Here is a 21,812-nt window from a genome sequence, read left to right on the forward strand (position 1 = left end):
GCCGAGACGCAATCCGCGTGCCAGCGCTTGCACGCCGCTTGCATCGCCCTCCCCGCGCCCAGAGCGGGCCGGACGAGGAGGATGCTCAACGATGGGTCTTTCGCGCTTTGCAACGGTCCTGGCCCTGGCGGCCCTGGCCGGGGGTGCCGCCGCGCCCGCCTCGGCGCAGCAGAAGGTGTTGCGCATCGCCATGACGGCGGCCGACGTGCCGACCACCACGGGCATGCCGAACAACGGCTTCGAGGGGATGCGCTTCCTGGGCTTCCCGGTCTTCGAAGGGCTGTTCCTGTGGGACCTGTCGCGCGCCGACCGGCCCGCCACGCTCCGCGCCGGCTTGGCCGAGCACTGGGAACAGGACGCAGACGACCCCAAGACCTGGATCTTCCGCCTGCGCCAGGGCGTGGCGTTCCACGACGGCACGCCCTTCGACGCGGACGCGGTGATCTGGAACCTGGACCGCTTCTTCAAGCCGGACAGCCCGCAGTTCGAGCCGGCCGGCAGCGGCATCACCCGCGCCCGCGTCACCATCATGGGGGGCTACCGGAAGATCGATGACCGCACGGTCGCCATCACCTCGACCCGCCCGGCCAGCTACTTCCCCTACATGCTGGTGTACGTGCTCTTCGCCTCGCCCCCGGCCTGGGAGAAGGCCGGGCGCGATTGGGGCAAGGCGGCGCTCAGCCCCGCCGGCACCGGGCCGTTCCGCCTGTCCCGCTTCGTGCCGCGGCAGAGCGCCGAACTTTCCCGCAACGAGGGCTACTGGGACGCCGAGCGCCGGGCCAAGCTCGACCGCGTCGTGCTGCTGCCCATGCCCGAGGCGAACACCCGCCTCGCCGCGCTCCGCAGCGGCCAGGTGGACTGGATCGAGGTGCCGCCGCCCGACGGCCTGCCCAGCCTGCGCGGGAGCGGCTTCGAGGTGACGACCGGCAGCTACCCGCACGTGTGGCCTTGGTTCTACCAGATGGGCGGCGACACCCCGTTCCGCGACGTGCGGGTCCGCCAAGGACTGAACTACTGCGTGTACCGCGCGGCTTTGGTCGGGCTGCTCAACGGCACGGCGGAGCCCTCCGTCGGCTGGCTCAAGCCGTCGGACCCCGCCTTCGGCCGGCCCGCCAACCGCTACGGCTACGACCCGGCGCGCGGGAAGGCGCTGCTGGCCGAGGCCGGCTTCACGCCGCAGCGGCCGCTGTCCTTCAAGGTGCTGATCTCGACCTCCGGCTCCGGGCAGATGCTGCCGCTGCAGATGAACGAGTTCATGCAGCAGAACCTGCGGGAAGCCTGCGGCGTCAACGTCTCCTTCGAGGTGGCGGAGTGGAACACGCTGTTGACCGCGCTGCGCAGTCCGCCCGGCAACGCGACGCTGAACGGCGCGGCGTCCATCAACCCCTCCTCGCCGAGCTCCGACCCCAGCGTGATGGTGCGCTACTTCACCCGCGGCGCCTTCGCGCCGACCGGGTTCAACTGGGGCCAGTGGACGGACGAAGCCTTCGACAAGGCCATCGCCGACCTGGAAGCCGCCAAGGACGAAGCGGCGGCGCTGTCCGCCTACGCCGCCGCCCACACGCGCCTGGTGGACAACCCGCCGTGGCTCTTCATCGTCCACGACCTCAATCCGCGCGCGATGACCAAGCGGGTCCGCGGCTTCAACAGCCCGCAATCCTGGTTCATCGACCTCGCGGCGGTGGACCTGGCGCGATAGGGCAAGGTGTCCGCCCATAAAGCGTGCAGCCGCGCGGCCGGGCCGCACGGATCGGGGCAAACACCCCGAGACGGGGTTCCTCTCCCCCGGCCCGCGCGGTTGGCACGCGCCTTGCTGCGCCCGTTGCCCAGCGCAGCGCCGCACCCGCGGCAGCTCCGGTTGGCGTGCCATCCATCGTCGCGAGAGGACGGACGGCCCCTTCCTGGCGCCCCCCGTCCGCGGAGGGGAAAGCAATGTGTGACCGACACGGATCGGCCGTCCTGCCGGATTTCTCAGGCATCGTCGCCGCGAACGCCGCGCCCACCCGCCGGCGCGCGCTGGCGGCCACCGCGGCGGCCGCGCTCACCTTCGCCATGGGGCCCGGTGCTGGCGGGGCGCTGGCACAAGGGCGCGGCGGCCTCCGCTCCACCCACGGCACCGGCTTCTGCAACCTCAACCTGTTCCTCGCGCACTCCTTGCAGCTCGCGCGCGAGGACGGGCTGGAGATCCAGTTCGTCAACACGCCCACCTTCGCCGAGCAGGTGACCTTCCTCGGCATGGGACAGGTGGACCTTGGGCTGATGCCCTACACCAGCTTCATCGCGCTGTTCAACGCGGGCGCGCCGGTACGCATCATCGCCGGCGGCGGCGTGGAAGGGTGCAGCATCGTCGCGCGCCCCGGCCTCGACACGCCGCAGAAGCTCCGCGGCAAGACGCTCGGCACCTTCCAGCTCGATACGCTGGAGGTGATGCCCTACGACTATCTCAAAAAGCACGGCGTGAGCTTCCGCGACGTCACCGTGCGCTACATGGGCAACACGCCCGAGGCAGTGGAGGCCTTCAAGGCCGGCGCCATCGACTGGATCTGCACCATCGAGCCCTACGCCACCACGCTGGTGAACGACGTGAAGGGCGCCGTGCGCCTTTCCGACGGCCGCGACATCTACGGCCCCGGCTACACCGACTGCGTGCTGGCCTGCCGCGCCAACCTGATCCGCGAGAACCCGGCCGGGCTGAAGGCCGTCATCAAGGGCATGATGCGGGCGCAGCTCATGGCCGAGACGAAGCAGCAGGACGCGCTGGGTCGCGTGGTCGGCACCTACTACAAGACCTCGATGGAGAACGCCCGGCTGGCGATGGAGAAGCAGCCGGCCGTGGTGGACGCGCGCGGACAGACGGACTTCATCCTCCAGCGCACCGACAGCCTGGTCGAGATGGGCTACATCAAGAACAAGCCCGGCCGCGACGCGATCGACTGGACGCTGCTGGAGCAGGTCATCACCGAGAACCAGGACCTGTACCGGCAGCTCAAGCACCGCTCGGCCTGAGCGCGCAGGGCATGAGCGGCAACATCGCGGGGATGGCGTGGCTTTCGCGCCGCGCCAATCCCTCCGCTTCCGCGCCGCGTCCGGCGGCCTTGCCCCCGAAGCTGCGCGGGGCCTTGTCGCGCCTGGGCTGGACCCTGGTGTCGGTCGGCCTCTTCGTCGGCCTGTGGGAGCTGGCCTGGCTCGTCGGGCTCGCCGACCCGCGCCTCCTGCCGCCGCCGCACATCTTCCTCGGAAGCATCCCGGACCAGGCGCGCTTCTTCAACACGGCGACGCGCTGGCAGATCGGCGTGGACCCGGCGGCCGGGCCTTCGCCCTACGAGGCGGTCGGCATCACGGTCGCCGCCACCAGCGGACGCGTCTTCGCCGGCCTCGCCATCGCGGCGGTGCTTTCCATCACGATCGGCGTGCTGATCCGCTACTTCGCGCTGTTCGAGAAGCTGACGCTCCCCACGATCACCCTGCTCTCGCCCGTCTCGCCCATCGCCTGGCTGCCGGTGGCGATCTTCATCTTCGGCATCGGCAACGCGCCCGCGATCTTCATGGTGGTCGTGGCGCTGTTCTTCCACATGGTGCTGTCCACCGTCAGCCAGATCGACGGGGTGAACCGCAACTACATCAACGTCGCGCGCACCATGGGCGCCACCAAGCGGCAGATCTACGCGCGCGTCATCATCCCGGCCATCCTGCCGCAGATGCTCATCGTGCTGCGCCTGAACCTGTTCGGGGCGTGGATGGTGGTGCTGGTGGCGGAGTCCACGGGCGTCGGCTTCGGCCTGGGGCAGGTCATCATGCTGGCCCGCAACACCTTCAACCCGTCGCTGGTGTTCTTCACCATCGCGCTGATCGGGCTGTTGGGCTTCCTGACCGACTGGCTGCTGCGCCAGGTGCAGCGCCGCGTCCTGTACTGGGTGCCGGAGACGGCGGGGGTGCTGCGTGGCCTCTGACCCGGCGGTTCCGCCCTTCTCCTCCAAGGACGCCGTGGTTTGCCGCGGCGTGTCCAAAGTTTGGGCGGCCGGCACCGCCCGGGCGCACGAGGCACTGCGCGACGTGGACCTGGATGTGTCCCCGGGCGAGTTCGTGGTGCTGCTCGGCCCGTCGGGCTGCGGCAAGTCCACGCTGCTCTACCTGGTCGCCGGGCTGGAGCTGGCGACGGGCGGCGAGATCTGGTCCTTCCGCAACCCGGTGGACCGGCCTTCGCCCGACCGCAGCCTGATCTTCCAGGAGACCTCGCTCTTCCCCTGGCTCTCCGTCTGGCAGAACGTCGCCTTCGGCCTGTCCATCCGCGGCGCGCCGGAGGAGGAGCGCCGCGCCGTGGCGCGGGAAGCGCTGGCCCGCGTCGGGCTGTCGGAGGCGATGCACAAGCGCCCGGACGAGCTCTCGGGCGGCATGCGGCAGCGCGTGGCGGTGGCCCGCGCGCTGGCCATGCGCCCCAAGGTGCTGTTGATGGACGAGCCCTTCGCCGCGCTCGACGTGCAGACCCGGGCCAAGATGCAGGACTTCCTGCTGGACGTGTGGCGCGACAGCGGCGCCTCGGTGCTGTTCGTGACGCACCACATCGACGAGGCGGTGGCGCTGGCCGACCGCGTGGTGGTGTTCACCGCGCGCCCCGGGCGCATCAAGACCGTCCTCCCGGTCGACCTGCCCCGGCCGCGCGACCCCTTCTCGCCGGAATGCGAACGCCTCCGCGTCCGGCTCACCGGGGAGTTGCGCGGGGAGGTGGACCGCGCCTTCGCCGAACAAGAGGGCCTCGCCGGCGCCGCCTGACGGCCGACCGCGCGACACCGAGAAAGGAGCGAACGCCGTGGCCGTTTCCCTGGTGCGCAGCCGCGCCATGATCACCAAGACCCTGTCCCGCACCGAATGGGAGGAGGTGCCCGACGGCGCCGTGCTCCAGGAGGACGGCATCGTCGTCGAAACCGGCGCCTACGAAGACCTGCGCCGCCGCTTCCCCACCGTGCCCGTGGTCGGCACGGGGCGGGAGATCATGCTGCCGGGCTTCGTCAACGGCCACCACCACGTCGGCCTGACGCCGGTGCAGCTCGGCTCGCCGGACATGCCGCTGGAGCTGTGGTTCGTCACCCGCATGGTGGCGCGCAACCTGAACCTGCACCTGGACACGCTCTACTCCGCCTTCGAGATGGTCGCCTCCGGCATCACCACCGTCCAGCACATCCACGGCTGGCTGCCGGGCGGGCTGGACGAGGTGGAGGCGCGCTCGAACGAGGTGGTCCGCGCCTACGAAGAGGTGGGGATGCGGGTCTCCTACTGCTTCGCGGTCCGCGACCAGAACCGCCTCGTCTACCAGGCGGACCAGGACTTCGTGGCCAGCCTGCCGCCCGAGCTGCGCGGCCCGATGCAGCGCTGGTTCGACCGCTTCCGGATGTCGCTGGAAGACAACCTCGACCTGTTCCGCCACCTGCACGCGGCGCACGGCGGCAAACGGCGCGTGAAGGTCCAGCTCGCCCCCGCCAACCTCCACTGGTGCTCGGACCGGGCGCTGGCGGCGCTCTCCGACCTCTCGGCCACCACGGGCGCGCCGATGCACATGCACCTGGTCGAGACCGCCTACCAGAAGGAGTACGCGCGGCGCCGCGGCGGCGGCGAGGGCACGGCGCTGGACTACCTGGACCGCTTCGGGATGCTCGGCCCGCGCCTGACGCTCGGCCACGGCGTCTGGCTGAACGAGCGCGACATCGACCGGGTGGCCGAGACCGGCACCTGCGTCTGCCACAACTGCTCCTCCAACTTCCGGCTGCGCTCCGGCGTCGCGGCGCTGAACCGCTTCGAGGCCAAGGGCGTCAACACCGCCATCGGGCTGGACGAAGCGGGCATCAACGACGACCGCGACATGCTCCAAGAGATGCGCTTGGTGCTGCGAGCCCACCGCGTGCCGGGCATGGGGGAGGACGAGGTGCCGGCGATGGCGCAGGTGCTGCGGATGGCGACGCTGGGCGGCGCCCGCACCACGCCTTATGGCGAATCCTTGGGCACCATTGAGCGGGGCAAGGGCGCCGACCTGTCCCTGGTGGATTGGGACAGCGTTTCCTACCCCTACCTGGACGAGGCAACGCCGCTGCTGGACGCCGTGGTCCAGCGCGCCAAGGCCTCCGCCGTGCGGACGGTGATGTGCGACGGGGAGGTGATCTACCAGGACGGGCGCTTCACCCGCGTCGACCGCGACGCCGCGCTGAAGGCGCTGCACGACGACCTGTCACGCGCCCTGTCGGACGACGAGGTGGAGCGGCGGCGCCTGTCGAAGGCGCTGCTGCCGCACGCGAAACGCTTCTACGAGGGCTACATCGACCCGGCCCGGCACGAACCGTTCTACCGCCAGAGCTCGCGCGCATAGCCGGTGCCGGGGCGCGCTCACCCCTCCTCCGGCGCGTCATCGGCCTCGACCCGCCCCCGCCGTTGCAGCCACAGCGTCGCCAGCCAGCACAGGAGCGCCCAGCCGGCACCGACCACCCACCCCGCCAGCACGTCGGTCGGCCAATGCACGCCGAGGTACACGCGGCTCGCCCCGACCAGCACCGCCACTAAAGCCGCGACGGCGAGGAAATAGAGCTTGGCGCGGCGCCGGGGCTGGGTGCGGGCCAGCAGCGCGCCGAGCGTCAGGTACACCACGGCCGAGAGCATGGCGTGGCTCGACGGGAAGCTCTGCGTGTAGACGGCTTGGCCGTGCGGGACGAGGTCGGGGCGCGGCCGGGCGAAACCCCATTTCAAGGCATTGCTGAGGAGCAGCCCGCCCAGCACCGCGACCCCGACCGCCGCGGCGGCGCGGCGCTTCCCCGTGAGGACCAGGAACCCGGCGGCGGCGAGCGTCACCAGGGCGAGGACGCCGGTGCCGCCGAGCGCGGTGAAGTCGCGCATCATCTCCTCCAGCCAGCGCGGGCCGAGGGGGTCCGACGGGTCGGCCGCGCTGCGGAGGCCGAGGAGGACGAACTCGTCGAAGGCGCGGGTGTCGCCCTCCATCACCGCGTCGGCGAGTTCGGCGAAGGCGAACAGGCCAGCCGCGACCGCGAGCATCGCGCCGAGCGCGATCCCTTCCTGCCGCGCGAGCCAGCCGCGGACTCCGCCCGCGACCCTCCGCGCCGCCGGGAGCTTCACCCTCGCCACCGATCGCCTCCCGTCGCGCCGTTCATACCCGCCGCAGCGGCACTCGCCACGCCATGAACGCGCCGAGGGTGGTCAAGGCGGCAGCACCGAGGAAGGCGGCGCGGAAGGCGGCGGCCAAGCCTTCCCGCAGCGCCGCGTGCTCGGGTCCCGGGAGCCGCGGCAGCACCGCGGCCGCGCCGTCGCGCACCACCTCCGCGAACAGTTCGGCCACGCGCGGGTCGCCGGCGGCCAAGCTGCCGAAGAGCAGCGCGCCGAGGAGCGCGGTGGCGAACGCCGCGCCGAAGGTGCGGGCGAACTGGACGGACGCGCCGGCCGCCCCGAGCCGCGCCGGACCCGCCGCCACCTGCGTGTTGATCTGCGACACGGGGTACGACAAGCCGATGCCGAACGCCACGACGCCGAACAGCATGGCCAGCCCCGAGACCGGGAGCGTGGCCGCGAGGAGGGCGGCGGCGGCGAGGCCGGCGGTGGCCAGCGCCAGCCCGGCGGCGGCAAGCGGCGAGGACCAGCCGGTGGCGGCCATGAGCCGCCCGGCCGACAGGCCGCCGATGCCCCCGCCCACCGCCATGGGCAGCAGCAGCACCCCGACCGCGCCGGGCTCCAAGCTACGCGCGCTCTGGAGGTAGATCGGCAAGAAGGTCAGGAGCCCGACCAGCGCGCCGTGGCCGCAGGCGGTGAATAGGTTGGAGCGCAGCACCGTCGGCTCCGCCAGGAGGCCGAGCGGGAGCAGCGGGTGGCGTAACCGCCGTTCCCGCCACAGCAGCAGCCAGAGCGCGAGCGCCGCCCCCGCCGCCAGCAGCGCCACGCCCGGCAGCGCCGCGAGGGACAGGCCCTGCGCGAGCGACAGCGCGAAGAGCGCCGGCGCCACGAACGCCGCGAAGAGCACCACGCCCGGCCCGTCGAAGCGGAGGCGGGCGCCGGAATGCGCGGTGCCCGGCCGCGCCGGGGCGCGCAACGCCATCGCAAAAGCCAGCGCCGCGGCGGGGAGTTGCACGAGGAACACCGCGCGCCACCCGAACGCCCCGGTGAGCCAGCCGCCGGCCACCGGGCCGAGCGCCGAGGCCAGGGTGAAGCAACCGGCGATCCAGGCCTGGAAGCGGCCTCGCTCGCGCGGCGGCACCGCTTCGGCGATGATGGCCATGGTGAGGGTGTTCAGGCCGCCGCCGCCCGCGCCTTGCAGCAGGCGGCCCGCGAGCAGCCACCCGAAGGAGCCGGCAGCGGCGGCGACGGCGCTGCCGGCCGCGTGCAGCGCGAGCGACACCAGCAGCAGCCGGCGCCGCCCGAGCGCGTCGCCGAGCTGCCCGCACACCGGCGCGGCGACGGTGGCGGCGATGAGGTAGGACACGACCACCCAGGAGACGCTCTCCAAAGCCCCGAGCGAGCCGGCGATGGCGGGCAGGGCCGCGGCCACGATGGTCTGGTCGATGGCGCCTATGACGATGGCCGGCGCCACCGCCGGGAAGGTGCGGAAAAAGGCGGCGCGCAATTGCGCGGGCGTCATCCCGTGGGTCGGGGCAGGATTCTCGTAGGTTGCGGCGGCCGTGTCGCGCGGGGTCATGGCGCGGCCAGAGTGGAGGCTCCGGCCGGCGAGCGCCACCGCGCGACGTTTCCGGCCGGCCCGCGAAACGGCCGCGGCCTGCGGACGCGCCTCAATCGGCCAGGAAGCGCGCCAACCGCTTCTCCAACGCGGCGGGCTTGCGGAGTTGGCATTCCCACACGGCAGCCACCGACCACCCTTCCCTCCGCAGCGCCGCCGCCTTCCGCCCGTCACGCGCCCGGTTGGCGGCGATCTTCGGCCCCCAATACTCGACGCGGCTCCTCGGCAGCCGGGCGCACCCGCAGCCGTGGCCGTGCCAGAAGCAGCCGTGGACGAAGATCGCCTTGCGGCGCCCGGGCAACACGATGTCGGGCGTGCCGGGGAGGTCGCGGCGGTGCAGGCGGAAGCGGAAGCCCATCGCGTGCAGCAGGCGGCGCACCGCGAGTTCGGGCTGGGTGTCCTTGCCCCGGATGCGCGACATGAGCGCGCTCCGGGCTTCGGGCGAAAGGTGGTCCGGCATGGCGGGACGGATGTAGGGGCGGACTCGGTTTCGGCACCCTCCGGCGCGTGCGGTCGCGCCCCGGGCGCTCACGCCATGGCGTTGCGGCCCATCTCCAAGAACTTCTCGCGCCGCCGCGCCCGCAAGGTCGCGCCGTCCAGCGCCAGCAACGGCTCCAACGCGTTCCACACCTCGGCGGAAACGGCGTCGATCGTGTGCGCGGCGTCGCGGTGGGCGCCACCGAGCGGCTCCGGCACCACCGCGTCCACGAGGTTCAACCGCAGCAGGTCCTCCGCGGTCAGCTTCATCGCTTCCGCCGCGGTGGGCGCCTCCCCGACGTCGCGCCACAGGATGGAAGCGCAGCCCTCGGGGCTGATCACCGAATAGATCGAGTGCTCCAGCATCAGGATGCGGTCGGCGGAGGCCAGCGCTATGGCGCCGCCGGAGCCGCCTTCGCCGATGATGGTCGCCACGAAGGGCACCGGCGCTTCCAGGCAGGCTTCGATGGAGCGGGCGATGGCCTCGGCTTGGCCGCGCGCCTCGGCCTCGATGCCGGGGAAGGCGCCGGCGGTGTCCACGAAGGACAGAATGGGCAGGCCGAAGCGGCCGGCCAGTTCCATGATGCGCCGCGCCTTGCGGTAGCCCTCCGGCCGGGCCATGCCGAAATTGTGCCGGACGCGGCTCTCGGTGTCGTTGCCCTTCTCCGTGCCCAGCACCGCCACGGCGCGGCCGCGAAAGCGGCCAAGCCCACCAACAACCGCGGCGTCGTCGGCGAAGGCGCGGTCGCCGGCGAGCGGCGTCCATTCGGTGATGAGGGCGCGCACGTAATCGAGGCACTTCGGCCGCTCGGGATGGCGGGCCACCAGCGTCTTCTGCCAAGGGGACAGCTTGGCGTAGGTGGAGCGGAGCAGCGATTGCGCCTTGTCACGGAGCCGAGCCACCTCCTCCGCCACGTCGATGCCGCCGGCGTCGGTGGTGCGGCGCAGTTCCTCGATCTTGCCTTCCAACTCGGCGATCGGCTTCTCGAAATCCAAAAAGTGGCGCATGGGGCCCGGGGGGTAGCGGAAAAGCCGTTGCAGCGGAAGGCGGAACGGACGGGCGACGGGGACGGGCGCGGCGCCGAGCGGGCGCAGTCGGGGCGAGCGCGCCGCCGACCACCTCGGTCCGGGCAGCGCCTAATCCATCCCGACCCTCGTGGACCGACCGGGTCGGCCTGAACGCGGTCGTGCGCTCGCTGCCAAGGCCGACGACAGACCGGCAGGTGCCGCATCAGTTACGGGACACTGTTCCTGGCGCGGCAGGACGCCGCGGCCACGGCCGGATTCGATTTCCCTGCACTCGTCACCCAAACAGCCCGCGATCCGGCCGTGAGAGCCAAATCCTCGAACCGGGTGAGCCATCGGGGCTGCTGCGCGAACATCCGCGTTTGCCGCGGCGGATGTTCGAGAACTCGGTCCATGGCGCCGAAGAGCCGCTTGTTTCAGCGGACCAGCCCTGGTCGCCGCCCTCCTGCGTCCTGGAGACGCGCTGGTGGGATTCATGGCCGCCGCCGGCCGTGGCGGCCAAGCCGACACTTCGGCGTGGCCTACCGGTGAGCGACGGCGCGGGCGAGGCCGGACAGCGCCCTACCCGCGAGGCTCCTTCACCGCTCCGTCAGCGGAGCCCGAGGAAGGACAGGATCGCAACGACGATCACCACGGCGCCCACCAGCCAAACGATGTTGTTCATGATTCACCTCCAAGCGTCAGTGCGTGCGACAACGGCAGAACGAGCCGAGGGTTCATCCATCCGCGTTCGCAATCCACGGAACGGCGCGGCCGGGCTGCGGGCCGCGGTCAGTCTTCCGCCAGCGGGTGGTGCGCCTCCACCAGCGCGCGGAGGCGCTCCTCCAGCACCTTGGTGTAGACCTGGGTGGTGGCGATGTCGGCGTGGCCGAGCAGCACCTGCAAGCTCCGGAGGTCGGCGCCGTGGCCGAGCAAGTGGCTCGCGAAAGAATGGCGCAGCACGTGCGGGCTGACCCGTTCGGGGTCCAGCCCGGCTTCCAGCGCCGCGTCCTTCAACAACAGGCCCAACCCCTGGCGGGTCATGTGCCCCGAAGCGCCGCGCGCGGGGAACAGCCAGCGCGGCGGCGGCGGCGGCGGCGCCTGGCGGCCGGTTTTCGCCTTCGCGGCCGCCGCGCGGGCGTCCCGCGCGGCCAGCGCCGCTTCCCGGGCGCGGGCTGAGATCGGCACCAGCCGCTCCCGCCCGCCCTTGCCGCGCACCGCGACCATCGGTTGGTCTTCGCGCAAGGCCGCAGCCGGCAGGGTCACCAGCTCCGTCGCCCGGAGCCCGGCGCTGTAGAGCAGTTCCAGCGCCGCCACGGCGAGCGGCCCGCGGTGGCCGGGCAGGCGCGCCGCGCCGGCGATCAGCGCCGCCACCTCGGCCTCCGCCAGCGGCTTGGGCAGGGTGGGCGGCAGGCGGGGGCTGTCGAGCAGCGGCGTGGGGTCGTCGGCCCGCAGCCCTTCGCGCCCGAGGAAGCCGAAGAACTGCCGGAGGGTGGACAACCGCCGCGCCGCCGTGCGCGGCGACAGGCCGGCGTCGGACAAGGAGCGCAGGTAGTCGCGCAGGGTGTCCGGCCCGGCGGCGGCGAAGGCCTCCACCCCGGCCCGGCGGGCGAAGGCGGCGAAGTCCATCAGGTCGGCGCGGTACGCGCCGAGCGTGTTGGGTGCCGCCCCGCGCTCGGCGGCCAGCATCTCCAGGAAGGACTCGAGGTGTCGGCCGCCGCCGGTCGACGCGGCCGGCGTGGCGGTGGCGGCTTCCGGCACTACCGCGGCTGGAAGCGGTCGTTCGGCACCGGCCGCTCCACCGTCGAGGGCGCGACATCGGGCGGAAAGGCGCCGAGCCAAAGCAGACCCGCGACGACGAGGACCAGCACGGCGGTGGCCGCCAGCACGGCGGGACGGCGAAACATAGGGTCTGGGGCATCCTCGGCTGCCGAGCGGGGTTGTGCTAGCCTCGCGGGCCGTGTCGCGCAACACCGCCTCGGCCCACGATGCCGCCGCCGTCCCCGCCGACGGCGATCCCCGAATCGGCCCCACGGCCGCCGCCCCGCGCGGCGCCGCCGGGGCCGAGGCGCCGCCGCCGCGCTCGGTCATCCTGGTGGGGATGCCGGGCGCCGGTAAGTCGTCCATCGGCCGGCGCTTGGCCGCCCGGCTCGGCCTGCCCTTCCTCGACGCGGACACCGAAATCGAGGCCGCCGCCGGCCTGCCGATCACCGAGATCTTTTCCCGCTACGGCGAGGCGCACTTCCGCGACGGCGAGCGGCGCGTGATCGCGCGCCTGGTGTCCGGCCCGCCGGTGGTGCTCGCCACGGGCGGCGGCGCCTTCGCCGACGCCGCCACCCGCGCGGCGCTCCGGCGCGCCGGCACGGTGACGGTCTGGCTGAAGTGCGGCCACGCCACCCTGCTCCGCCGGGTGGTCGGGCGCGGGCACCGGCCCATGTTCCTCGGGGCCGACCCGGCCGACGTGCTCCAGCGCCTCATGGCCGCGCGCCACCCACTCTACGCGGAAGCCGACATCGTGATCCCCTGCACCGACGAGAGCCCCGACGCGACCACCCGCCGCGTGCAGGAGGCGCTGGCCGCCTGGGCGCCGCCGGCGCGCCTGCCGGTCGCGCTGGGCGGCGGCCGCGGCTACGAGGTGGTGGTCGGCGAGGGCCTGCTGGCGCGCGCCGGCGCCCTGTTGGCCTCGGCCTTGCCGTCCCGGCGCGTCGCCGTGGTGTCGGACGCGGCGGTTGCGGCCCTGCACGGGCCGGCGCTCCGCGCCGGGCTGGAGGAAGCCGGTTTCACCGTCGCCGCCGAGGCCGCGGTGGCGCCCGGCGAGGCCAGCAAGGGCTTCGAAACGCTGCACCGCGTGCTGGAAGAGCTGCTCGCGGCCGGGATCGACCGGAACACCGCCGTGGTGGCGCTCGGCGGCGGCGTGGTGGGCGACCTTGCGGGCTTCGCCGCCGCGGTGGCGCTGCGCGGCCTGCCCTTCGTGCAGGTGCCGACCACGCTGCTCGCGCAGGTGGACAGCAGCGTCGGCGGCAAGACCGGCGTGAACCTCGCCGCCGGCAAGAACCTCGCCGGCGCCTTCCACCAGCCGCGCCTGGTGCTGGCCGACTCCGCCACGCTCCGCACCTTGCCGCCGCGGGAGCTGCGCGCGGGCTACGCCGAGGTGGCCAAGCACGGGCTCCTCGCCGGCGAGGCGTTCTGGGGCTGGTGCGAGCGCGGCGGCGGCGAGGCCGCGGTCGCGGGCGACCCGGCGGCCCTGTCCCACGCCGTGCTGGAAAGCTGCCGCCTCAAGGCCGCGGTGGTGGCCGCGGACGAGCGGGAAGAAGCGGCGGAAGGCGGCCGCGCGCTGCTGAACCTCGGCCACACCTTCGGCCACGCGCTGGAAGCGGAGTGCGGCTACGACGGCGCGCTGCTGCACGGGGAGGGCGTGGCGGTGGGCCTGGGCCTCGCCGCCGCGCTGTCCGCGCGCCTCGGCCATTGCGCGCAGGAGCTGCCGGGGCGCGTGATGGCCCATTTGGCGGCGTGCGGCCTGCCGGCGCGGATCGCCGACCTGCCGCGCCCCTTCTCGGCGGCGGCGCTGATGGAACGGATGCGGCGGGACAAGAAGGTCCGGGACGGCCGGCTGCGCTTCGTGCTGCTGCGGGCCCCGGGCGACGCCTTCACCGCCTCCGACGTGCCGGCCGAAGCGGTCGAGGCGTTGCTGCGCGACGAGGGATGCGGGGAGTAGGACGCCGGCCATGCCCGCCGACACCGCCGCCATCGACACCGCCCGCGACGCGCTGATCGCCGTGGACGTGCAGCCCGACTTCATGCCGGGCGGCGCCCTCCCCGTGCCCGGGGGCGACGCCGTGGTGCCGGTGGTCAACCGCCTGCTGGACCTGTTCGCCGTCGCCGCCGCGACCCAGGACTGGCACCCCGCGGGCCACCTGTCCTTCGCCAGCAGCCACCCCGGCGCCGCGCCGTTCTCGCGCGTAGTGGCCCCCTACGGCGAGCAGACGCTCTGGCCGGACCATTGCATCCAGGGCACGCCCGGCGCCGCGTTGCACCCGGGCCTGCGCGCCGAACGCTTCGCGGCGGTGCTGCGGAAAGGCTGGCGGCGCGACGTGGACAGCTACAGCGCCTTCACCGAGAACGACCGCAAGACGCCGACCGGCCTCGCCGGCTGGCTGCGCGACCAGGGCATCCGCCGGGTGTTCCTGGCCGGATTGGCGACGGATTTCTGCGTCGGCTGGTCCGGCCTGGACGCACTGGACCACGGCTTCGGCGTGGTCCTGGTGCCGGACGCCTGCCGCGGCATCGGCATCCCCGCCGCGGACGGCGGCGCCCGGGACAGCACGGCCGAGATGCTGCGCAAGCTGGAGGCCCGCGGCGCGGCGTTCGTGCCGAGCGGCGACCTGCGCCCGGGCGGCAGCCCGGCGTAACGGCCCGCGCGCCGTCAGGCTTCGGCGGGCGCGGGGTCCGCGGCGTGGACCGGCAACGCCAGCGTAGTGCGCAGGCGGCCGCCGGCGAGGTGTTCGGTTTCCAGCGCGGCGCCGATCTGGCGCAGCAAAGCTTGCACCACCTTGCCGCCCAGGTCCGGAGCGGCGTCCTCCTCCGCGGCCGCCGCACCGCCGCCGCCATGCACGAACTCGAACAGCACCGCGTCGTCGTCCCGGCGCTGGGCGGACAGCAGCATGGGGTCAGAAGGGGTGGCGGGGGCCCCGGCGGCGGCGCGCCGCACCGCGCCTTCCACCAGTTCCGCCAGGACCAGCGCCAGCGGGATGGCGCGTTCGGCATCCAGGGTAAGCGCTTCGGACGCCTCCGTGCGCAGGTCAGTGCCGGGGCGCTGCACCGCCGCGCCGGCCGCCAGCTCGTCGAGCAGGTCCGACACGCGCACCTTGCGGAGGTCGGGGCTCCGCTGCAACGCGCGGTGCGCCTCGGCCACCGCCAGCACCCGGGCCGTCGCCGCTTCCACCGCCGAGCGGCCGACCGGCTCCGCCATGTGCGCCGACTGCAACCGGAGCAGCGAGGCGACGAGTTGGAGGCTGTTCTTGATGCGGTGCTCGGCTTCCCGCGCGATGGCTTGCTGCGCCGCCAAGGCGTCCTGCAAGGCCGCTTCGGCCCGGCGCTGGGCGGAAACGTCGCGCAGTTGCAGCAACAGGCCGGTCACGACCCCCCCGCCCCGAATCGGCGTCGCCTCGACGTCCCAAAAGCGCGCTTCGCCCTCCTCCAACGGCAAACGGAGGGGTTGCGCGCGGCAGATCCACGTCTGGTCCGCAGTCCGGAGGCGGTCCAAGGCGTCCAGGTGGCCCCCGGCGCGGAGATGGGGAAAGGCCTCGTCGGCGGGCACGCCGCGCAACGCGTCGGCCGGGCGGGCGGCCGCCGAGCAGAAGGCCGGGTTGGAGTAGAGAATCCGATGCGAAGGTCCCGCGAGCACGACCACGGCAGCCGGCGAAGCTTCCGCGAAGCTCCGGATGGATTCGATGTCGGGAGCCGTGGAACGGCCTTCGTCGGGCACTCTGCGGCTCCATCAAGCCACGAACCGCAGGATTGGGGTCCGCATCCGTCTATGTAAGCCAACGACGGCTCTGGAACGACGCCGGATGCGGCGCGCGGCCTTCACAGTGGCAGGAACGTTGTCCCCGACGCCGGCACCGGGCCCAAACCGGACGGCCGGCCGGGCGTTGTCACGGATTCGTGGCCTACCGCGTTGAAAACCGGGGCGCCCGGCCGGACAGGGCCGCCCTGCCCCTCCCGCGCCTCCCCTTTCGCGCCCTGCCGCCGCGCGGGCAGGTCGCCTCGGGTCAAGCCGCCGAGCGGGTCGCCGAACAGGCGGCGAGATTCAGCCGCGGCGGCCGGTCCGCCGCGAGGTCCGCCACCGCTTCCGCCGTCACGCTCGCCATCGTCAGCCCGAGGTGCCCGTGCCCGTAGGCGAGCAGGAGATTCCGCGCGCGCGGGGCGCGGCCGATCACCGGCAGGCTGTCCGGCGTCGACGGGCGGGGCCCCATCCAGCGGCTCTCGACCCGGCCCATCACGCCCGGCAAGGACGCCGAAGCGCCGTCCAGCACGCGAGCCGCGCGGTCGTGGTCGGGCGGGGCGTCGGGGTCGGCGAATTCCGCCATGGTGGTGAGCCTGAGTCCCCCGCGCATGGGCGAGGCCATCACCCGCGCCTCCACCAGCATCAAAGGCTGCGAAACGCGCGCGTTCGCGCCGGACACCATGACGTGGTAGCCGCGCTCCGCCACCACCGGCACCCGCGCCCCGTGCGGCCGCGCCAGCCGCGCCGACCAAGCGCCCGCCGCCAGCACCACCAACTCCGCGTCCAGCGGGCCGCCGCCGGCGGTGCGGACGCCGCGGACGCGGTCGCCCTCGCGCACGACCTCCGTCGCTTCCGCGCGCTCCACGGCGCCGCCGAGCGCCTCGAAGCGCGACACGAGGCGGCGCGTCAGTTCCAACGGATCGGTGACGGTGGGCACGTCCGGCAGCAGGCGGGCGCCGGCCACCTCGCCTTGCAAGGCGGGCTCCCGCGCGCGAGCGGCATCGGCATCCATCTCCTCCACGCGCGCGCCGAGGCGCCGGCGGAGGTCGTAGGCCCAAGCGGCGCCGCGCATCGCGACCTCGCCCCGCCACACGTGCAGGAGGCCGGCGCGGGCGAACAGGTCCGCCGCGCCCGCTTCGGCGGCCAGCGCTTCCCAGCTCGCGGGCACGCGCTCCATCAGGGCCGCCAGCGCGCGCGCGTTGGCCTCCATCTTGCCCTGGCGGCCGTTGGCGACGAAGCGCACGAACCACGGCAGCTCGCGCAGCACATAGGGCCAACGCGCGACCAGCGCCCCGTCCGCTTCGCGCAGCAGCTTGGGTATGGCGCGGACCTGCGCCGGCGTCGCTTGCGGCACCACGCTGGCGACGCCGATGTTGCCGGCGTTGCCGAGCGAGCAGCCCTCGCCCGGCGCGCCGCGGTCGAGCAGGGTGACGCGCCAGCCGTCGCGCCGCAGCGCCAGGGCCGTGGCCGCCCCCACGACGCCGGCGCCGAGCACCAGGGCATGGCCGCCGCCACCGCTCATCGGCGCGCGTCCGCCGCGCCGGACCCGAGGATCACCATCGCGGAGTGCATCGCCGGCAGACTGGCACGCGGCGACGCGGGGTCAACGCCGGAGCACCGCCGTCGCGTCAAGGCGCGCGGTGCTGGATCAGCCGCTCCAGGTAGCGCCCGTAGCCGCTGGACCGGAGCGGCGCCGACGCGGCCAGCAGCTCGGCGTCCGAGATGAAGCCCATCCGCCAAGCGACCTCCTCCGGCGCCGCCACCTTCTGCCCGGTCCGCTTCTCGATCGCCCTCACGAACTCGCCCGCTTCCAACAGGCTGTCGTGGGTGCCGGTGTCGAGCCAGGCGTAGCCGCGGCCGAGCTGCGTCACCCGCAGCGTGCCGCGCTCCAGGTAAATGCGGTTCAGGTCGGTGATCTCCAGCTCGCCGCGCGCGGAAGGGGCGAGGGAGCGCGCGATGGCCGGCGCTTCGCGGTCGTAGAAATAGAGCCCGGTCACCGCCCAATCCGAGCGCGGGGCGCGCGGCTTCTCCTCCAGCGACAGCGCCCGGCCCGCGCCGTCGAACTCGACGACGCCGTAACGCTCGGCGTCCGCCACGCGGTAGGCGAACACCGTGGCGCCTTCGGCCGTCCGCCGGCCCTCGGCCAAGCGCAGGTCGAGGTCGTTGCCGAAGAACACGTTGTCGCCGAGGATCAGCGCCGAAGGGCCGCCGGCCAGGAACCCCTCCGCGAGCACCAAGGCGTGGGCGATGCCGCGGGGCTTGTCCTGCTCGGCGTAGGAGAGCCGCACGCCCCATTGCGCGCCGTCGCCCAACAGCCGCCGGAACAGGGGCAGGTCGTGCGGCGTGGAGACGAGCAGGATGTCGCGGACGCCGGCCAGCATCAACACGGACAGCGGATAGTAGACCAGGGGCTTGTCGTAGACGGGCAGCAACTGCTTGGACACGGCCACCGTCGCCGGGTAGAGCCGCGTGCCGCTTCCGCCCGCCAGTATGATGCCCTTCATGGGCCCTCCTCCTTTCGGGCACGAGCGCCCCGCACGCCGCGCGCCCCGTCCCCGGCGCGCCGGAACCCGGCCGAAGGCCCGGAAGGTCGCGAGGCCCGGGCGCCCGCCGGTCCCGGTCCGGCGGCGCCGCCTGCGCGGGGCCGGAAGGCGGAAGCCGCGCCAGCGCCCGGATCGTCCCGGGAAACGCGGCGCGGTCCAACAGAGGTGTACGGCCCCGAAACCTTGTAGGCAACGGCGGCGCCCGGCGCCAGGGCGCGGCAGCCGCGCCCGCCCGCCGCCCTTGACCGGGAATGGCCGGCGGCCGCTTGATCCTGAGCACCCCAGACGGGCCGAAAAACCGAGGAGATCCCGCCGAATGCTCCGCATCCCTCGCCGCGCCGCGCTGTTGGCGCCGCTGCTCCTGGTTCCCGCCGCGGCGGCACGGGCGCAGCAGGCTTGGCCCGCGCGGCCCGTCGTTCTGGTGGTGCCCTGGGCGCCGGGCGGCTCCAACGACCTCACCGCCCGGCTGCTCGCGCCGCACCTGTCGGAGCGCTTCGGGCAAAGCTTCGTGGTGGAGAACCGGCCCGGCGGCGGCGGCGCGGTCGGTATGGGGCAGGTCGCGCGGGCGCGGCCGGACGGGCACATGCTGCTCGTCTCCTCCGCCTCCAACCACGTCTTCAACCACTTCGTCGTTTCCGACCAGGGCTACGACCCGCGCGAGGCGCTGTCGGCCGCCGCCATGCTGACGGACGTGCCCAACGCGCTCGCGGTCAACGTCGCGCTCGGCGTCTCCGACGTGCAGGGCTTGGTCGCCAAGCTCAAGGCTTCGCCCGGCATGAGCTTCGGGTCCTCCGGCGTGGGCAGTTCCAACCACTTGGCGGGGGAGCTGTTCCGCATGCTGACGGGGACGGACCTCGTGCATGTGCCCTACCGGGGCGGCGGGCCTGTGATCTCCGACCTCCTGTCCAACACCATCTCCATCGCCTTCCTGAACCTGCCGACGCTCTTGCCGGCCCTGGAAACGGGCAAGGTCCGCCTGCTCGGCGTGGGCAGCGCCGAGCGGGTGGCGATCCGGCCCGACCTGCCGACGATCGCCGAGCAGGGGGTGCCGAACTACGCGGTGCGGTCCTGGACCGGCCTGTTCGCGCCGCGGGGCACCCCGCCGGAGGCGCTCGCGCGCCTTTCGGACGCCTGCCGCGAGATCATGGCCTTGCCCGCCGTGAAGTCGCGCCTGGACGAACTGGCGAGCGTGCCGATCTGGTCCGGCCCCGCCGAGACGGACGCCTTCGTCCGCGCCGAGTTCGACAAGTGGGGGCCGGTGGTGCGGGCCGCGGGCGTGAAGCCGGACTGACCGCGCCCGGCCGGGGCGCTCCGGCCCGTCGTCGCAACGGGCGCCCGCGCGCGCCCGGCCGGCTGCGGTCAGGCGCGATCCGCCGCGGCGCCGGCGGGGCCGGTCACGGCCGCCCGCCCGCCACCACCAGCGTCTGCCCGCTGACGTAATTCGATTCCGGGATGCAGAACAGGTACACCGCGCCCGCCGCCTCCGCCGGCGTGCCGCCGCGCCCGAGCGGGATCAGCGACTCCGCGTTCTTCAGCACCTCCGGCCGCACGCCCACCCGGATCTGCCGCCCCGCCACGTCGATGGTGCCGCCGGCATCCGCGGGCGTCTCCGTCAGCCGCGTCATGATGAGCCCGAAGGCCACCGCGTTCACGTTGACCTTGTAGCGCCCCCACTCCTTCGCCATGGCGCGGGTCAGCCCCATGATCCCGGCCTTGGCGGTGGAGTAGTTCGCCTGCCCCGCGTTGCCGTAGACGCCCGAGGTGGAGGAGATGTTCACCACCTTGCGGAACACCTCGCGCCCGTCCTCCGCCTCCTTGCGCGCCGCCTCGCGGATGAAGCCGGAGGCCGCGCGCAGGATGCGGAAGGGCGCCGTCAGGTGGACGTTGAGGATCGCGAACCACTGCTCGTCCGTCATCTTCTGGATGACGTTGTCCCAGGTGTAGCCCGCGTTGTTGACCACGATGTCGAGCCCGCCCCAGGTGTCCACCGCGGCGGACACGAAGCGCTCGGCGAAGCCCTCCGCGGTGACGTCGCCGTTGCACGCCACCGCCTCGCCGCCGACCGCTCGGATCGCCGCCATCGTCTCCTCCGCCGGCGCCGCGTCGAGGTCGTTCACCACCACCCGCGCCCCGTCCCGCGCCAGCTTCAGCGCGATCTCGCGCCCGATGCCGCGCCCCGAGCCCGACACCAGCGCCACCTTGCCCGCGAGCTTGCCTTCCGCCATCGCCGCCTCCCTCCTCCCGTCTCAACCGCGCCCGAGCAACCCCGCCGCGCGCTCCGCCAGCGCCCGCTCGGCGCCCTCCACGATGCCCCGCAGCACCTCCGCCGCCGGCCGCACGGCGCGCACCATGCCGAGCCCCTGCCCGGCGAAGCCGCCCCATACGTCGGCCCGCCCCGCCGCCATCGCCGCCGCCGTCACCGGCGCCGAGACCGCCCCCTGCCGGGGCATCGGCAACGGCTCCAGCCCCGCTTCCGCATAAGCCTGCGCCCAGCGGTTCTTCAGCATCCGCGCCGGCTTGCCGGTGACGGAGCGCGACACGGTGGTGCCCTCGTCCCCCGCCGCCACCAACGCCCGCTTCTGCGCCTCCGGGATGCCCGCCTCCGTTGTCGCCAGGAAGGCGGTGCCGATCCACGCGCCCTCGGCGCCCAGCATCAACGCCGCCGCCACCCCGCGCCCGTCGCCGATGCCGCCCGCGCCGACGACGGGCACCCGGTCACCCACCGCGTCCACCACCTGCGGGACCAGCGCCATGGTCCCCACCGGCGCGTTGTGCCCGCCGCCGTCGTGCCCCTGCGCCACCACCGCGTCCACGCCCGCATCCACCACCTGCCGCGCGTGCCGCGTCGTGCCCACCACCGCGAGCACCACCGTGCCGTTCCGCCTCAGCCGCTCCACCCAAGGCCCGGGGTTGCCGAGCCCGGCGGCGTAGACCGGCACCCGCTCCTCCACCACGACCTCCATCTGCGCCTCGAAGAACTCCCGCGTCAGCGGCGGCGGGCCGTCGCGGTCCGCCCCGTCGCGCCCGAGCGCGTCGTCCAGCGCCGCCGCGTCCAACTCCGGCAAACCCTCCGCCTGGAGGAAGTCGCGCGCGAAGCGCCGGTGCTGCCCCAGCATCTCCTCCGCCGACGGCCCGCCCGCGTTGCTCCCGCCCCCGCGCCGCACGGAAGCCGGCAACAAGGTGTCCACGCCGAACGGCTTGCCCGTCAGCGCCCGCGTGCGCCGTATCCACTGGCGCAACCGGTTCGGCCCGCAGGTCGCCGCCCCCAGCACGCCGAGCCCGCCCGCGTCCGACACCGCCGCGGCCAGCTCCGGCGTGCTCGCCCGCCCCATCCCGGCGAGCAGGATCGGGTGCTCGATGCCCAGCATCCCGCAAAGCCGCGTGCGCAGCGCCATGTGCCGTTCCTCCCGCCGCCGCCAAGGACGACGGGCAATGGAAGCGCCTCCCCGGCCGGCTTGTCCAACGGCCCGCCAGGAACGCGCGCCGCCGCCGCGCGTCTTTGCGGCATGGCAAGGAGAACGGCCGCTGGAGTGACGCGCGCGGGGCAGCACGGCGGCGGCGC

Annotated in this window: 19 protein-coding genes; 8 read left to right on the plus strand and 11 right to left on the minus strand. The window is 73.8% G+C overall.

Features of this window, described 5'->3' with window-relative positions; genetic code table 11:
* The first annotated feature begins 91 nt into the window (after nt 1-91).
* From ABD067_RS03240 to ABD067_RS03260, 5 genes are all read left to right on the plus strand, one after another.
* Entirely contained in the window at nt 92-1,699 is a 1,608-nt protein-coding gene (locus ABD067_RS03240; RefSeq protein WP_343893722.1) for an ABC transporter substrate-binding protein, read from the plus strand.
* A gap of 233 nt (nt 1,700-1,932) precedes the next feature.
* Nucleotides 1,933-3,006 (plus strand): ABC transporter substrate-binding protein, encoded by a 1,074-nt coding sequence (locus ABD067_RS03245; RefSeq protein WP_343893723.1) that lies wholly within the window; start codon nt 1,933-1,935, stop codon nt 3,004-3,006.
* Nucleotides 3,007-3,017: 11 nt separating this feature from the next.
* The gene (locus tag ABD067_RS03250; protein WP_343893724.1) at nt 3,018-3,950 is read left to right on the plus strand and encodes an ABC transporter permease; all 933 of its coding nucleotides are present in this window, start codon (nt 3,018-3,020) and stop codon (nt 3,948-3,950) included.
* Nucleotides 3,940-4,770, plus strand: a complete 831-nt coding sequence (locus tag ABD067_RS03255; RefSeq protein ID WP_343893725.1) for an ABC transporter ATP-binding protein — start codon at nt 3,940-3,942, stop codon at nt 4,768-4,770. Before ABD067_RS03250 ends, ABD067_RS03255 begins: the two co-directional genes overlap by 11 nt.
* A gap of 37 nt (nt 4,771-4,807) precedes the next feature.
* On the plus strand, nt 4,808-6,355 hold the full coding sequence (locus ABD067_RS03260; protein ID WP_343893726.1) for an amidohydrolase family protein: 1,548 nt from the start codon (nt 4,808-4,810) through the stop codon (nt 6,353-6,355).
* Between the two features lie 17 nt (nt 6,356-6,372).
* Here the strand turns inward: ABD067_RS03260 and ABD067_RS03265 are convergent, their stop codons facing one another.
* The 6 genes from ABD067_RS03265 to ABD067_RS03290 all read right to left on the minus strand — a co-directional run bounded on the left by ABD067_RS03265 (nt 6,373) and on the right by ABD067_RS03290 (nt 12,108).
* Nucleotides 6,373-7,122: a phosphatase PAP2 family protein gene (locus ABD067_RS03265; protein ID WP_343893727.1), complete on the minus strand. Its 750-nt coding sequence runs from the start codon at nt 7,120-7,122 to the stop codon at nt 6,373-6,375.
* A 22-nt stretch (nt 7,123-7,144) separates the two neighbouring features.
* Entirely contained in the window at nt 7,145-8,719 is a 1,575-nt protein-coding gene (locus ABD067_RS03270; RefSeq protein WP_343893728.1) for an MFS transporter, read from the minus strand.
* A gap of 52 nt (nt 8,720-8,771) precedes the next feature.
* The gene (locus tag ABD067_RS03275; protein WP_343893729.1) at nt 8,772-9,179 is read right to left on the minus strand and encodes a very short patch repair endonuclease; all 408 of its coding nucleotides are present in this window, start codon (nt 9,177-9,179) and stop codon (nt 8,772-8,774) included.
* A gap of 68 nt (nt 9,180-9,247) precedes the next feature.
* A complete protein-coding gene (locus tag ABD067_RS03280; RefSeq protein WP_343893730.1) occupies nt 9,248-10,204 on the minus strand; it encodes an acetyl-CoA carboxylase carboxyltransferase subunit alpha in 957 nt (318 codons plus the stop codon).
* Nucleotides 10,205-10,993: 789 nt separating this feature from the next.
* Nucleotides 10,994-11,962: a tyrosine recombinase gene (locus tag ABD067_RS03285; protein WP_343893731.1), complete on the minus strand. Its 969-nt coding sequence runs from the start codon at nt 11,960-11,962 to the stop codon at nt 10,994-10,996.
* Complete coding sequence (locus ABD067_RS03290) at nt 11,962-12,108, minus strand: hypothetical protein (protein ID WP_343893732.1); 147 nt, start codon at nt 12,106-12,108, stop codon at nt 11,962-11,964. Before ABD067_RS03290 ends, ABD067_RS03285 begins: the two co-directional genes overlap by 1 nt.
* Nucleotides 12,109-12,161: 53 nt before the next feature.
* Here ABD067_RS03290 and aroB point away from each other — a divergent pair, with 53 nt between their 5' ends.
* Complete coding sequence (gene aroB / locus ABD067_RS03295; protein WP_343893733.1) at nt 12,162-13,916, plus strand: 3-dehydroquinate synthase; 1,755 nt, start codon at nt 12,162-12,164, stop codon at nt 13,914-13,916.
* Between the two features lie 10 nt (nt 13,917-13,926).
* On the plus strand, nt 13,927-14,610 hold the full coding sequence (gene pncA, locus ABD067_RS03300; RefSeq protein WP_343893734.1) for a bifunctional nicotinamidase/pyrazinamidase: 684 nt from the start codon (nt 13,927-13,929) through the stop codon (nt 14,608-14,610).
* Nucleotides 14,611-14,624: 14 nt separating this feature from the next.
* Here pncA and ABD067_RS03305 read toward each other — a convergent pair whose 3' ends face one another.
* From ABD067_RS03305 to rfbA, 3 genes are all read right to left on the minus strand, one after another.
* On the minus strand, nt 14,625-15,686 hold the full coding sequence (locus tag ABD067_RS03305; protein WP_343893735.1) for a histidine kinase dimerization/phosphoacceptor domain -containing protein: 1,062 nt from the start codon (nt 15,684-15,686) through the stop codon (nt 14,625-14,627).
* Nucleotides 15,687-15,972: 286 nt separating this feature from the next.
* Nucleotides 15,973-17,229, minus strand: coding sequence for an NAD(P)/FAD-dependent oxidoreductase (locus ABD067_RS03310; protein WP_343893736.1), 1,257 nt, complete (start codon nt 17,227-17,229; stop codon nt 15,973-15,975).
* 106 nt (nt 17,230-17,335) lie between these two features.
* On the minus strand, nt 17,336-18,211 hold the full coding sequence (gene rfbA / locus ABD067_RS03315; protein WP_343893737.1) for a glucose-1-phosphate thymidylyltransferase RfbA: 876 nt from the start codon (nt 18,209-18,211) through the stop codon (nt 17,336-17,338).
* Nucleotides 18,212-18,566: 355 nt separating this feature from the next.
* Between rfbA and ABD067_RS03320 the strand changes: the two genes are divergently transcribed.
* Nucleotides 18,567-19,541: a Bug family tripartite tricarboxylate transporter substrate binding protein gene (locus ABD067_RS03320; protein WP_343893738.1), complete on the plus strand. Its 975-nt coding sequence runs from the start codon at nt 18,567-18,569 to the stop codon at nt 19,539-19,541.
* Nucleotides 19,542-19,644: 103 nt separating this feature from the next.
* Here the strand turns inward: ABD067_RS03320 and ABD067_RS03325 are convergent, their stop codons facing one another.
* Complete coding sequence (locus ABD067_RS03325; RefSeq protein ID WP_343893739.1) at nt 19,645-20,475, minus strand: SDR family NAD(P)-dependent oxidoreductase; 831 nt, start codon at nt 20,473-20,475, stop codon at nt 19,645-19,647.
* A gap of 21 nt (nt 20,476-20,496) precedes the next feature.
* On the minus strand, nt 20,497-21,645 hold the full coding sequence (locus ABD067_RS03330; protein ID WP_343893740.1) for an NAD(P)H-dependent flavin oxidoreductase: 1,149 nt from the start codon (nt 21,643-21,645) through the stop codon (nt 20,497-20,499).
* Nucleotides 21,646-21,812: the final 167 nt, after the last annotated feature.

Origin of the sequence: Craurococcus roseus, from assembly GCF_039523795.1 — a bacterium.
Taxonomy (GTDB): Bacteria; Pseudomonadota; Alphaproteobacteria; order Acetobacterales; family Acetobacteraceae; genus Craurococcus; species Craurococcus roseus.